A 13,029-nucleotide genomic window follows, 5' to 3' on the forward strand; every position below is an offset into this window, starting at 1 on the left:
CCCGATCAAGTCCCCCTGGACAGAAGGAAGGTACCCCCGGGGCCGCCCGGAGGGTAGAAGGCGGAGCATGTTGTTGCCAACTGGTGCACAGGCCTTTAACCGCCTTTAGACGGTGTTGCGTCAGGTTTCGGACACCTGCGAACGTCCTCGTGCGCATCCGGTCGTGGGGTGAGTCGGACAGGTGCGGTGTCCGTATTCTCTGATCATGGACCGCACCGCATATGCCCTCGTCGCCACCGACCTCGACGGAACGCTGCTGCGCGGCGACGACACCGTCTCCGACCGGTCGCTGGCCGCGCTGGCACGGGTGGCCCGGGCCGGGGCGCGGCACCTGGTGGTGACGGGACGCCCGGCACCGAGGGTGCGCTCCCTGCTCGACGTCCTCGGCTGCACGGGGCTCGCGGTGTGCGGGCAGGGCGCGCAGGTGTACGACGCCGGCGCGCACCGGATGCTGTGGTCGGTCACCCTGGACCGGGAGCTGGCGGAGACCGCGCTCGGCAAGATCGAGGCCGAGGTGGGTGAGGTGTACGCCGCGGTCGACCAGGACGGGGTCGACGGGATGACCCTCATCGAGCCGGGCTATCTGATGCCCCACCCGACCCTGCCCGCGGTGCGGGTGGACCGGCGCGACGAGCTGTGGAGCGCGCCGATCAGCAAGGTGCTGCTGCGCCACCCGGACCTCACGGACGACGAGCTGGCGGCGACGGCGCGCGCGGTGGTCGGCTCGCTGGCGACGGTGACGATGTCGGGGCCGGGGACGGTGGAGCTCCAGCCGTGCGGCGTCACCAAGGCGACCGGACTGGCGCTCGCCGCGGAGCGCCTGGGGGTGAGCCGGGGACGGACGATCGCCTTCGGGGACATGCCCAACGACATCCCCATGTTCCACTGGGCGGCCCGCGGGGTCGCCATGGCGGGCGCCCACCCCGAACTCAAGGCGGTCGCGGACGAGGTCACCACGACGAACGAGGACGACGGCGTGGCCGTCGTCCTCGAACGGATCTTCGGAGCCGGCCAGGTCCCGTCCGCCGACGGGACCTGGTCACGGCTCACTGCGGGGGGTACGGATCAGTACGCGCTGAAGACGTTGTCGATCGAGCCGTAGCGGTCGGCCGCGTAGTTGCAGGCGGCGGTGATGTTGGCGACCGGGTCGTAGGAGTCCCAGGAGGTGCCTGCGACGTGGTAGGCCTGGAAGGTCGGGTCGATCACCTGGAGCAGGCCCTTGGACGGGGTGCCGTTGATGGCGTTGATGTCCCAGTTGTTGATCGCGAACGGGTTGCCGGACGACTCGCGCATGATGTTGCGGTAGATGCCGTCGTACGACCCGGGGATCCCGTGCTGGGCCATGATGTCCAGCGACTCGCGGATCCAGCCGTCGAGGTTGTCCGGGTACGCCGTGGTCGCCGCGGTGGCGGTGGTGGTGGCGGCCGGGGTGGCGGCGGACGCGGTGGCGGCGCCGATGAGCGGAAGGGCGAGCACGGCGGCGCCGGTGCCGGCGACGGCGAGCTTGCGGGCGATGCGGCTGGTCCGGGCGTGACGGTTCTGACCGTTGGCAGGCATGTGTGTGTCCCTCTCCAACGCCTGCGAGGTGAGCTGTCGGGTTCGGGCGGGGAGGTGCCCGGCCGGGCCCTGACGGGCACGGCTTCACCCCTAGCCGCTCCGGTGGTGACCGGCACGGCGACTTACCTGGGTCCCCCGCTCCTGCCTGCGAGTGTTCGAGTGGATGACTGGTGTCGGGGCGGTGGCAGGATTCGGCGTCCGCCTGACAGGCCGGGAACGTATGCGAGAGCACATGTCCGGAACAAGTGCAGGAATCACCCGACATGCCTGTTGACCTTGGTCTGGGGGGTTTGGGGTGCTTGATACTTTGCGACTGCCAAGGGTCAACTCGCCTACGGGGCAAAGGGTTGGCGGTGCTCGCGGCGTGGGTGCGGGTGGGAGTGGCGGCGTGAGCCAACTCACGGGCCTCAACAAGGGTGGCAAAACGGGCATTAGGGCCAACTAGTGGCCAACCGGCCCTCGAGGGGAGGCGTTTAGGCGAGGGGCGGGACCGAGGCTGCCGCACGGGCCTGTGCGGAGCCTGTGGCGCACCCCGTCGGCGACGGCTCGGGCTGGTGTCCAGAGGTGCTGGACGGGCACTCGTTCGGGGGTCGAGGGGCGGATGCCGAATGGGTGACGTTCCCGCAGTGCGGTCCGTCGGGAGGGGTGATGGCGTCCGGGATGGCAGCTTTGGGTATGTGGTGTCCCGTTTCGCGCCTCTCTGGCGATATAGGTCGATATCTGCTCATATCACCTGATCAAAAACATACCGCGCATGATCCGATACCGACCGGGCTGTAACGGTGGGCGCTAGCGGTGATCGAAACGTGACCGGATACGCTGACTTGAGTGGTGGCAGCGACCTATCGACAAACCAGGTAATCGCCAGTAGACACCAGCAGACAGGAGACCCCTCGTGACCGTCGTCGGGCCGTTCGGGCTGAGCGTGCGGGACCAGGCTCTGGAAGCCGATGTCCAGACCGGGTTGGCGGCCGTCGAGGAAGGGTTGCTTGAGGCAACCAAGAGTGAGGTGCCGTTCATCACGGAGGCCGCCCAGCACCTGGTGCGGGCCGGCGGCAAGCGGTTCCGGCCGCTGCTCGTGATGCTCGCGTCCCGGTTCGGCGACCCCTACGCGCCCGGCATCGTGCCGTCGGCCGTGGTCGTGGAGCTGACCCACCTCGCCACGCTGTACCACGACGACGTGATGGACGAGGCCGCCGTGCGCCGCGGCGTGCCCAGCGCGAACACCCGCTGGGACAACTCGGTCGCGGTCCTCACCGGCGACTTCCTGTTCGCCCGCGCCTCCCAGATCCTCGCCGACCTCGGTCCCGAGGCCGTCCGCGTGCAGGCCCTGGCGTTCGAGCGGCTCGTCACCGGCCAGATCCTGGAGACGGCCGGACCGCAGGACGGACGGGACCCGGTCGACCACTACCTCGACGTGCTCGGCGGCAAGACGGGATCGCTGGTCGCGGTCTCCTGCCGGTTCGGCGCGATGATGTCCGGCGCCGACGAGACCGTCGTGGACACGCTGACCCAGTACGGCGAGCGGCTCGGCGTCGCCTTCCAGCTCGCGGACGACGTCCTGGACATCGCCTCCGACTCCCACGAGTCCGGCAAGACACCGGGCACGGACCTGCGTGAGGGCATCCCCACCTTGCCGGTGCTGCGGCTGCGCGAGCGGGCCGCCCGGCTGGGGCTCGCCGAGGACCTCGCCCTGTGCGAGCTGCTCGACTCCGACCTGAGCGACGACGCACGGCACGCCGAGGCGCTGCGCCTGCTGCGTGCCCACCCCGCGCTCGAACAGGCGCGGCGGGACACCGTCCGGTACGCGAAGGACGCCCGGTCGGCGCTGGCCCCGCTGCAGGAGTGCGACGCGAAGGCCGCGCTGATCGAGCTGTGCGACGCGGTGGTGCACCGGGCCGGCTGAGCCCCGGCCGTCACCCCGTCGGCCTTTCACCCCGTCGGCCTTTCACCCCGCCGGTCCTTCACCTCGTCGGTCCTTCACCCCGCCAGGGCGTCCTCGCGGCGCGGCGCCCCTCCCCTAGTGGACGGGGGAGGTTCCGCTCCTCCGTGTCATCCCGCAGGAGTACGCGGAGTTGAGTCCGCGGTCTGACGCTTCCTCCCGGCCGATTTGGTCAGATGGACACCACGGAAAAACACCACTCCTCACCGATTCGGGTGAGAATGGCGGCTCACGGGTGAACACGTGCGAGGTCGCGAGACAGCCGCCGCCGACGACGGAGGTAGGGCACACATGGCACCGATCGATTCCGACGACAGCACGACCGCAGGGGGAGGCGAGGAGCCGCGCGCCGGACGGCGCAGGGCCGCGCGGTACGTCGTCCCGGTCGCGGTGATGGGCGTGGCAGCCGCCACCATCGGGCTCGTCCCCGCGCTCGCCGACTCCGGCGACCCGGACCTGCCCGAGGTGACGGCCCAGCAGCTCATCGAGAAGATCGCCCGGTCGGACGTCCAGCAGCTGTCCGGCACCGTCAGGATCAGCACCGACCTCGGCCTGCCGGACCTCGGCGGCCTGGAGAGCGGCCTGATGTCCGGCGTGTCCGGCGGCCCCGGCGCGGGCGGCGGTGACGGCTCGGCGGCCGACCCCTCCGCCAAGCTCACCGAGCTGGTGTCCGGCACCCACACGCTGCGCGTCGCGGCCGACGGCCCCGACCGGCAGAAGCTGTCGCTGCTGGAGAGCGCCGCCGAGTACAGCCTGATCCACGACGGCAAGGACGTCTGGGGCTACGACAGCGAGTCCAACGAGGTGTACCACTCCACCGCGCGGACCGGTGCCGAGCGGCCCGCCGAGCAGGTGCCGGCCACTCCGAAGGACTTCGCCGAGCAGGCGCTCGACGCGGTCGACGACACCACGTCCGTGACCGTCGACGGCACCGCGCAGGTCGCGGGCCGGGACGCGTACCGGCTGGTGATCAAGCCTCGGCAGTCCGGTTCCACGGTCGGCGTGATCAGCGTCGCCGTGGACGCGAAGACCGGCATGCCGCTGAAGTTCACGCTGACCCCGTCGAGCGGCGGCGCCGCCGTCGTGGACGCCGGCTTCACGAAGGTCAGCTTCGCGAAGCCGGACGCGTCGACGTTCGACTTCACCCCGCCCAAGGGGGCGAAGGTCACCGAGGGCGACGAGAAGGCCGCGGCGCCGGAGCGGAACCCGAAGGCCGAGGGAGACCTCGCCGAGGGGCTGGACCGGCTCGAGGTCATCGGCGAGGGCTGGAACACGATCGCCGCCTTCGACACCGGCGGCGAGGGTCTGCCCCCGGCGTCCGCGGGCGGCGACGCGGGCGGTGCCCTGGGCGGCTTCCTGGGCTCCTTCGGCGACCAGGTCAAGGGCGACTTCGGCTCGGGCACGGTCTTCAAGACCCGTCTGGTCAACGCCCTGGTCACCGAGGACGGCAAGGTCTACGCCGGTGCGGTCACCAAGGACGCGCTGGTGAAGGCGGCCGACGCCGCCCAGTAGGCCCGGCGGCCCGTACCGCACGACGAGGAGGGACGAGGAGAGGGAGCCGATGGGAGAACCGTCCGCCGCGGCCGTGGAGCCGGAGCGTCGGGACCGGGGGAGCGAGGACGACGCCGTCATCGCCACCCGCGCGCTCACCAAGCGTTACCGGGGCGGACAACTCGCCGTCGACGGCCTGGACCTGACCGTCCCGGCGGGCAGTGTCTTCGGCTTCCTGGGCCCCAACGGCTCCGGCAAGACCACCACCATCCGGATGCTGATGGGGCTGATCGAGCCGACCTCGGGCACGGCACGGGTGCTGGGCCGGCCCGTGCCGCGCGCCGCCCGCGCCGTACTGCCCAGGGTCGGTGCCCTCATCGAGGGACCGGCGCTGTACGGCTTCCTCTCCGGCCGCGACAACCTCCTGCGCTACGACGCCGCCGACCCCACCGCCGACCCGCGCACCCGGCGCGAGCGCGTCGGGGCCGCGCTGGAGCGGGTGGGCCTCGCGGCGGCCGCCGGCAAGAAGGCGAAGGCGTACTCGCTCGGCATGAAGCAGCGCCTCGGCCTGGCCGCCGCGCTGCTCCAGCCGCGCAGCCTGCTGGTGCTGGACGAGCCCACCAACGGGCTCGACCCCCAGGGCATGCGCGAGATCCGCACCCTCGTGCGCGAGCTGGCCTCCGACGGCACGACGGTCTTCCTCTCCTCCCACCTGCTGGACGAGATCGAGCAGGTGTGCACGCACGCGGCCGTGATGGCGCGCGGCCGGCTGATCACCCAGGGCGCGGTCGCCGAGCTGGCGGCCGGGGCACGCGGCCGGCTGGTGGTGACCACGCCGGACCCGGGGGAGGCGGCACGGGTCCTGAAGGAACGCGGCGCCGGGGACGTGGTCGCCGCGGAGGACCGGGTGACGGCGGAGCCGCCGGACGGCGACCTCGCGGACCTGAACGCCGCGCTGGTCACGGCCGGCGTGCGCGTGCGCGGCTTCGGGGTGGAACGGGCCTCGCTGGAGGACGCGTTCGTGGCACTGACGGGGGAGGGCTTCGATGTCGCGGGCTGAACCGCTCGCCGCGGCGCGCGCACCGCGGGTCCTGTGGTCCCTCGGGCTGCTGCGCAGCGAGCTGCTGGTCACCTTCCGGCGCTGGCGCACCCTCGCCCTGCTGGGCGTGCTGGCCGCCGTGCCGGTGCTGGTCGGCATCGCGGTGCGCATCGAGACCGGCGACGGCTCGTCCCTCGGCGGGCCCGGGGGCGGCGGTGGCGGAGGACCGGCCTTCATCTCGCAGATCAGCAACAACGGACTGTTCCTGGTCTTCACCGCGCTCGCCGCGACCCTGCCGTTCTTCCTGCCCATGGCCGTCGGCGTGATCGCCGGCGACGCGATCGCGGGCGAGGCGAACGCGGGCACGCTGCGCTATCTCCTGGTCGCCCCGGCCGGCCGCACCCGTCTGCTGCTCACCAAGTTCACGACGGTGCTCGCCTTCTGCCTCGCGGCCACCCTCGTGGTCGCCGTCTCGGCGCTGGCGGTCGGGGCGCTGCTGTTCCCGCTCGGCGACCTGACCACCATCTCCGGCACCCGGATCACCTATGCCGAGGGACTGTGGCGGGCCCTGCTGATCGCCCTGGTCGTCGCCGCCTCACTCGTCGGCGTGGCGGCGCTCGGCCTCTTCGTCTCGACGCTGACCGGCAGCGGCATCGCCGCGATGGCCACCACCGTCGGGCTGCTGATCACCGTCCAGATCCTCGACCAGATCCCACAGCTCGACGCGGTGCATCCGTACTTCTTCTCCCACTACTGGCTGTCCTTCGCCGACCTGATGCGCGAGCCGGTCTACTGGGACGACCTGCTGAAGAACCTCGGCCTCCAGGGCCTGTACGCGGCGGTGTTCGGCTCGGCGGCCTGGGCGCGGTTCACGGCCAAGGACATCACGTCGTAGCCGGCGCCTCCGCGGACTCGTACGGGAAGCGGGCGAGCGGCGGCTCCTGGGCGAAGAAGGTCTTGGCGCGGGCCAGCGCCTCCGTGTCGCGCAGGACGTCGCCGGGCTTGCTGCCGTTGCCGAGCAGAACCCCGCCGAACCGCATGCCCATGTAGGCCGCCGAGTTGTTCAGGCTGCCCACCAGCGGGTCGGCGACCTCCTGTTCCTCGTGCGCGAGCACGGTGACGCCCCACAGGGTGCGGCCGGCCAGGGTCGCCCGGAAGTCGAGGCCGGGGGTGCGCAGCCAGCCGGACCAGTGGTCGAGGTAGCGCTTGACCGGCGCGGACAGCGAGTACCAGTACAGCGGCGAGGCGATCACGAGATCCGTCGCGGCGAGCGTGGCGTCCAGCAGCAGCGCCTCGGCGCCCTCGGTGGGGCGGGTGTGGTCGCTGTCGTGCCGCAGGTCCTCGAACTCGGACAACGGGTGCTCGGCCAGGCTGATCCACCGCTGCTCGACATGCGCGGGGAGCTGTTCTGCGGCGCGGCGGGCCAGCAGCTCGGTGTTGCCGTCGGGACGGCTGCTGCCCAGCAGGAAGAGGAAGCGGCGGTTCATGGGACCCCCAAAGATGTACGGCGTGAGCGAAATACCGGCACGTGCAGTATATGCGTGTGCATGCATCTGTCCAGGGCGGTCCGCCGGACGCCGATCGGGCAGGACCGCCGGCGCCCGTGAGCGGTCCGCCGCACGTCCGTGACCTCCTGGAACGAGCCTGTGACACCGCGGTGACGTGAGAATCGCGAGCGAGCGGAGAGACTCGACGGTAGGTGAACGACAGGCATGACAGGCTCTGGACGGCAGGGAAGCCAAACCGCCGACGGAAGCCGCCTATGAGTGGGGGGACGATGTCTCGACTCGGCCGCGACAAGCAGCGGGACCAGCTACGCGCCGAGCCCCCGCCTGTCCCCGCGGAGACGCTGATCGACGTCCGGGTACCGGAGGCCGGCGGTGCCGCGCGCGGAGCCTCGGTCGACGGCGTCCTGGTCCTCGCCGCCCCCGGTCAGGAGATCCGGCACGCCGTCCTGGACCGCCTCCACCGCTTCGCCCTCACCGCCGGCCGCCCCGTCCTCGCCACGGTCCACGACGAGCGCATCGGCTGCGTCGTCCGGCTCCGCGTCGACCCGGACGGCTCCAGCCACCTCGCGGGGAAGCCGGCCCGGATCCCTCGCGGGGCGGCGGGGTCGGGGGGTGTGGCTGAGGCTTCGGGGGTGTCGCGGACTTCAGGGGTGCCGGATGGCCGGGCGTCCTCGGCGGTGCCGGAGGTCCAGGCGGACTCGGGTGTCGCCCCGTCGGTTCCTGGGGTGGCGTCGGCGGAGACGGCCCCGGCGGTCTCCGAGGCACCGGCAGTGCCGTCGGCCCTCGCCGGCCAGGAACCCGCCGTGCCCGAGCCGGCGTGGGTGTCGTCCGGCGCGTCCGCGCCCACGTTCGTCCTGCGCGCCCTGCCCGAGCCCGCCGCCGGCGCGACGCCGGGTACGGTGGCGACGCCGGGTACGGTGGTGCCGCCGACGGGCGTGTTCGGCCCGCCGCCGCAGATGGACCCGGCGCCCGCCGCGGCCGGGCCCGCCGTCCCCGCGCCCCCGCCCGCCCTGTCCGGCGCCTCCGAGGAGCCGGCACCCGAGCCGGTCCCCGCACCCGCGCACGTCCCGGCCTCCGTCCCCGCCGCTCGCCCCGGGCCGGTGCCCGCTCTCGTCGTGGACCCCGACCCGGCGCCCCGGCCCACCCCCACCCCCGCCCGTGGCTTCGACGCCGTGGCTGAGGCCGTGCTCGGGGACGCTCCGCTCACCGCGCCCGGCGACGCCACCTCTCCCGCCCTCCTCGCCGAGCCCACGGCACGGATCAACGAGGCGGTCAAGGAGGGACGTACGCAGGACGCGGCGCGCCTCGCGGAGCGGTCCGTCGCCGAGGCTTCGGACACGCTGGGGCCGGAGCACCCGGAGGTACTCCGGCTCCGCGAACTCACCGCGTACATCGCCTACCTGTCCGGCGACCCGGGGCGGGCCTTCCGGCTCTCCCTGGACCTCGCCCGGATCCACCGCACGGCCGGCGACGCGGAGGCCGCCTACGGCAATGTGCAGAGCGCGGCGACGGCCTGGCGGGCGGTGCGCGACCCCGAGCAGGGGCTGGAGCTGGGTCGTGAGCTGGTCGGCCTGTGGGACGAACTCGCCGCCGAGGACGGCCCCGCCGCCGACGACGCCGACCAGCTCGAGTCGGCCCGCACTCGCATGGGCCGCCTCACCGAGCGCGCCCGTGCCCACGCCGGGGCCGGCTGACCGGGCGGCGGGGCCGGGTCGGCGTCACTGCGACAGCTGCCAGACCGCGTACGCGATGGCGTCGCTGTTGCGGTTCAGGGCCGTCTCGTCGATGTTGGCGGTCGTGTCGCACGACGAGTGGTAGCACCGGTCGAACGCCTGGCCCGCGGTGCCGCCCCACTTCGCCGCCTGCGCGGCGGTCTTGCGGTAGTCGGCGCCGCTGAAGAGGCCGCCGACGGGGACGCCCGCGTTCTTGAAGGGCGCGTGGTCGGAACGGCCGTCGCCCTCGGTCTCGATCTCGGTCGGGATGCCGAGGCCGGCGAAGTAGTCCTTGAAGGTCTTCTCGATCGTGGGGTCGTCGTCGTAGACGAAGTAGCCGGGGTTGGGGGAGCCGATCATGTCGAAGTTCAGATAGCCGCTGATCTTCGCGCGGCCGGCGGCGCCGAGGCTGTTGACGTAGTACCGGGAGCCCACCAGCCCCAGCTCCTCCGCGCCCCACCAGGCGAAGCGCAGGTGCTTGGCGGGCTGGTAGCCGGAGCGGGCCACGGCGAGCGCGGTCTCGAGGACGGCGGCCGAGCCGGAGCCGTTGTCGTTGATGCCGGGGCCCGAGGTGACGCTGTCCAGGTGTGACCCTGACATGACAACCCGATTGGGGTCGCCGCCGGGCCAGTCCGCGACGAGGTTGTAGCCGGTGCGGCCGGAGGAGGTGAACTGCTGGACCGAGGTGGTGAACCCGGCGGCGTCCAGCTTGGCCTTCACGTAATCGATCGACGCCTGGTAGCCGGGGCGGCCGTGGGCGCGGTTGCCGCCGTTGGCCGCGGCGATCGACTGGAGCTGGGTCAGGTGGGCCTTGACGTCGGCCACCGGTATGTCGGGTGCGGCGGCCGCGGTGGCGGTCCCGGAGGCGGGTGCCGCGTCGGCCATGGAACCGCCGGTCAGCAGTGCGGCGACCACGACGGCACCGGCCGCCAGGGCGCGCCCGGAGGCGGAGGGCTTCATGTGGGGGGCTCCGAATTCCTGGGGAGTCCCTGGGGAGGACTCCCGGTGAATGGGGTGCCTGGATGGTGTTGCCCCCGCCGACTCCGCGTCAAGACCGCTATTCGGCCACCGCGTTACGGATATCGGTCTACGGCTTCCCGGTCGGGCTCACGGCGTCCGGAGTCACGGCCTCCGGAGCCACGGCCCCCGGAGTCACGGTGTCCGGCGCCGGTCCGCCGCTGGCCACGATGTCCGAGTCCCGCGCGGCGTCCCCCTTCCGGGCCGGCACGCCGCCGCCGGTCCGGTCCAGCTGTGCCCGCAGCGCCCGCGCGGACCGGTGGGCGGTGCGCAGCGCGTCCCAGGTGAGCAGGGAGAGCGCCAGCCAGACGAGCGCGAAGCCGGCCCAGCGCTCGGGCGGCATGGCCTCACCGAAGTAGAGGACGCCGAGCAGGAACTGGAAGACCGGGGCCAGGTACTGGAGGAGACCCAGCGTGGACAGCGGCACGCGGATCGCCGCCGCGCCGAAGCAGACCAGGGGGATCGCGGTGACCACGCCGGTCGCGGCGAGCAGGGCACCGTGCCCGACGCCCTCGGTGGTGAACGTGGAGTCGCCCCGGGTGCCCTGCCACAGCAGGAAGCCGAGCGCGGGCAGGAACTGGATCGCCGTCTCGGCGGCCAGCGACTCGACGCCCCCGAGGTTGACCTTCTTCTTCACCAGCCCGTACGTGGCGAACGAGAAGGCGAGGCAGAGGGAGATCCACGGCGGCCGGCCGTAGCCGACGGTGAGGACGAGCACGGCCGCGAAGCCGGTCCCGACGGCCGCCCACTGCACGGGCCGCAGCCGCTCCTTCAGCAGCAGCACGCCCATCGCGATGGTGACCAGCGGGTTGATGAAGTAGCCGAGCGAGGCCTCGACGACATGGCCGCTGTTGACGGCCCAGATGTAGACGCCCCAGTTGACGGTGATGACCGCCGCGGCCACGGTGATCAGGGCCAGTTTGCGCGGCTGCCGCAGCAGCTCGCCGGCCCAGGCCCAGCGCCGTACGACGAGCAGGGCCACGGCGACGAAGGCGAGGGACCACACCATCCGGTGGGCGAGGATCTCGCCGGCCCCGGCCGGTTTGAGCAACGGCCAGAACAGCGGGACGAGACCCCACATCCCGTACGCCGCGAACCCGTTCAGCAGGCCTATGCGCTGTTCGTTCCTGGACGACCCGGCCACGGGCACCTCCTTCTCGCCTACGACACGCCGGGGACGGGGCGTGCCAGGACGAAGGTAGCGCCGCACCCGGCGACCTGTCATGCCCGTATCGCCATACGGTCATGACAGGTGGGGCGCCGGGGACGCCGGCGTTCACTTGCGCAGCGCGGCCTCGATCGCGTCGCGGATCGGGGTGGTCGGGCGGCCGATGAGCCGGGACAGCTCGCCGCCCGTCACGACCAGCTCGCCCTGCTCGGTGGACGCCTCCACGCCGCCGAGGATCTCGGCCATGGGCTCCGGCACCCCGGCGCCGACGAGGATGCCGACGTACTCCTCGACGGACACGGGGCGGTACGCGATCTCGCGGCCCGCGGCCCGGCTGACCTCGGCGGCGTACTCGGCGAAGCTCCACGTCTCGTCGCCGCCCAGCTCGTACCGCTTGTTCTCGTGTCCCTCGCCGGTCAGCACGGTGACGGCGGCGGCCGCGTAGTCGGCGCGCGACGCGGAGGAGACTCGGCCCTCGCGGGCGGCCTGGACGACGGCGCCGTGCTCCAGCACCTGGGCGAGGTTCTCCGTGTGGTTCTCGTGGTACCAGCCGTTGCCCAGGATCACCCACGGAAGGCCGGAGGCGAGCAGGATCTTCTCGGTGGCGCGGTGGTCGTCGGCGAGCGCGGCCGTCAGGCCGCTGGGGGCGCTGGTGTACGCCAGCAGTGCCACGCGGGCCGCCGCGGCGGCGTCGATGACCGCCTTGTGCTGCGCCGGGCGGTCCTTGGTGACCTCGTTGCCGGAGATCAACAGCACCTTGTCGCCGGCCGCGAACACCCCGTCGAAGCTCTCGGGCGCGTTGTAGTCGGCCACGGCGAGTCGTACGCCGCGCTCCGCGAGGTCGGCGGCCTTCGCCTTGTCGCGCACGACGGCGGTGATCTGCCCGGCCGGGACCTTCTCCAGCAGCTGCTCCACGACGTGGCGGCCGAGGTGTCCGGTGGCGCCGGTGACGACGATGCTCATGGTTCAGAACTCCTTGTGGGGGTGCGTTGTCATCGACGCTAAGGGCAGCGCTAACCAAAGGAAAGTACCCACTTTGAAGTAAGGTACCTACATGAGCGTAAGTGCCTCCGGGGCCGGCGAGGCGATGTGCCCGTACCGGCTCGTCCTCGAGCACATCACCAGCCGCTGGGGCGTCCTCGTCCTGATCGAGCTGCTGGACCGGCCGCACCGGTTCAGCGAGCTGCGCCGGGCGATCGGCCGGGTCGGGCGGGACGTCAGCGAGAAGATGCTCACCCAGACCCTCCAGACCCTGGAGCGCGACGGCCTGGTCCACCGCGATGCGAAGCCCGTCATCCCGCCCCGCGTCGACTACTCCCTGACCCCTCTCGGCCGCGAGGCGGCGGAACGGGTCAAGGGCCTGGCCGAGTGGACGCACGAGCGGATGACCGACGTCGAGCGGGCCCGCGAGGAGTACGACGAGGCCCGGGCGGCCCAGCAAGAGGCCCGATCGGCACAGCAAGAGGCCCGGGCGCTTTCGTCCCGGGCCTCGTGAAGCGGTACGGCCGTCAGCCGATGACGGTCCAGGTGTCGCCGCCGGCGAGGAGGGCGGCGAGGTCGCCCTTGCCGTTCTGTTCGATGGCGGTGTCGAGCTG

12 protein-coding genes and 1 riboswitch are annotated in these 13,029 nt (G+C 72.4%); of the genes, 7 read left to right on the plus strand and 5 right to left on the minus strand.

Annotated elements, in window-relative coordinates:
* Nucleotides 1-205 precede the first annotated feature (205 nt).
* The gene (locus tag AB0E77_RS28515; protein WP_361575963.1) at nucleotides 206-1,102 is read left to right on the plus strand and encodes an HAD family hydrolase; all 897 of its coding nucleotides are present in this window, start codon (nucleotides 206-208) and stop codon (nucleotides 1,100-1,102) included.
* Here AB0E77_RS28515 and AB0E77_RS28520 read toward each other — a convergent pair.
* A complete protein-coding gene (locus AB0E77_RS28520) occupies nucleotides 1,066-1,557 on the minus strand; it encodes a transglycosylase SLT domain-containing protein (RefSeq protein WP_361575966.1) in 492 nt (163 codons plus the stop codon). The two genes, AB0E77_RS28515 and AB0E77_RS28520, sit on opposite strands and share 37 nt — an antisense overlap.
* A gap of 3 nt (nucleotides 1,558-1,560) precedes the next feature.
* Nucleotides 1,561-1,764: riboswitch (cyclic di-AMP (ydaO/yuaA leader) on the minus strand.
* A gap of 688 nt (nucleotides 1,765-2,452) precedes the next feature.
* On the opposite strand from AB0E77_RS28520, the gene AB0E77_RS28525 reads away from it, so the two are divergent.
* The 4 genes from AB0E77_RS28525 to AB0E77_RS28540 all read left to right on the plus strand — a co-directional run bounded on the left by AB0E77_RS28525 (nucleotide 2,453) and on the right by AB0E77_RS28540 (nucleotide 6,924).
* Nucleotides 2,453-3,463, plus strand: coding sequence for a polyprenyl synthetase family protein (locus AB0E77_RS28525; protein ID WP_361575969.1), 1,011 nt, complete (start codon nucleotides 2,453-2,455; stop codon nucleotides 3,461-3,463).
* Between the two features lie 327 nt (nucleotides 3,464-3,790).
* Complete coding sequence (locus AB0E77_RS28530) at nucleotides 3,791-5,011, plus strand: DUF2092 domain-containing protein (RefSeq protein ID WP_361575972.1); 1,221 nt, start codon at nucleotides 3,791-3,793, stop codon at nucleotides 5,009-5,011.
* Nucleotides 5,012-5,060: 49 nt separating this feature from the next.
* The gene (locus tag AB0E77_RS28535) at nucleotides 5,061-6,050 is read left to right on the plus strand and encodes an ABC transporter ATP-binding protein (protein ID WP_361575975.1); all 990 of its coding nucleotides are present in this window, start codon (nucleotides 5,061-5,063) and stop codon (nucleotides 6,048-6,050) included.
* Entirely contained in the window at nucleotides 6,037-6,924 is an 888-nt protein-coding gene (locus tag AB0E77_RS28540) for an ABC transporter permease (RefSeq protein ID WP_361575978.1), read from the plus strand. The genes AB0E77_RS28535 and AB0E77_RS28540 overlap by 14 nt, the downstream gene beginning before the upstream one ends.
* Here the strand turns inward: AB0E77_RS28540 and AB0E77_RS28545 are convergent.
* Nucleotides 6,914-7,516, minus strand: coding sequence for an NAD(P)H-dependent oxidoreductase (locus AB0E77_RS28545; RefSeq protein WP_361575981.1), 603 nt, complete (start codon nucleotides 7,514-7,516; stop codon nucleotides 6,914-6,916). The two genes, AB0E77_RS28540 and AB0E77_RS28545, sit on opposite strands and share 11 nt — an antisense overlap.
* A 290-nt stretch (nucleotides 7,517-7,806) precedes the next feature.
* Between AB0E77_RS28545 and AB0E77_RS28550 the strand changes: the two genes are divergently transcribed.
* Nucleotides 7,807-9,231 carry a tetratricopeptide repeat protein gene (locus AB0E77_RS28550; RefSeq protein WP_361575984.1) on the plus strand — a complete coding sequence of 475 codons (1,425 nt, stop codon included), beginning with the start codon at nucleotides 7,807-7,809 and terminating at the stop codon, nucleotides 9,229-9,231.
* A gap of 24 nt (nucleotides 9,232-9,255) precedes the next feature.
* On the opposite strand, the gene AB0E77_RS28555 is transcribed toward AB0E77_RS28550, so the two are convergent.
* The 3 genes from AB0E77_RS28555 to AB0E77_RS28565 form a co-directional block, all read right to left on the minus strand.
* A complete protein-coding gene (locus tag AB0E77_RS28555; RefSeq protein ID WP_361575987.1) occupies nucleotides 9,256-10,209 on the minus strand; it encodes a M28 family metallopeptidase in 954 nt (317 codons plus the stop codon).
* Nucleotides 10,210-10,336: 127 nt separating this feature from the next.
* Nucleotides 10,337-11,410, minus strand: coding sequence for an EamA family transporter RarD (gene rarD / locus AB0E77_RS28560; RefSeq protein WP_361575990.1), 1,074 nt, complete (start codon nucleotides 11,408-11,410; stop codon nucleotides 10,337-10,339).
* Nucleotides 11,411-11,542: 132 nt separating this feature from the next.
* A complete protein-coding gene (locus AB0E77_RS28565; protein ID WP_361575993.1) occupies nucleotides 11,543-12,397 on the minus strand; it encodes an NAD(P)H-binding protein in 855 nt (284 codons plus the stop codon).
* 91 nt (nucleotides 12,398-12,488) lie between these two features.
* Here AB0E77_RS28565 and AB0E77_RS28570 point away from each other — a divergent pair, with 91 nt between their 5' ends.
* Nucleotides 12,489-12,929, plus strand: a complete 441-nt coding sequence (locus tag AB0E77_RS28570) for a helix-turn-helix domain-containing protein (RefSeq protein ID WP_361575996.1) — start codon at nucleotides 12,489-12,491, stop codon at nucleotides 12,927-12,929.
* Nucleotides 12,930-13,029 lie beyond the last annotated feature (100 nt).

It is taken from the genome of Streptomyces sp. NPDC032940, assembly GCF_040636935.1.
Classification (GTDB): Bacteria; Actinomycetota; Actinomycetes; order Streptomycetales; family Streptomycetaceae; genus Streptomyces.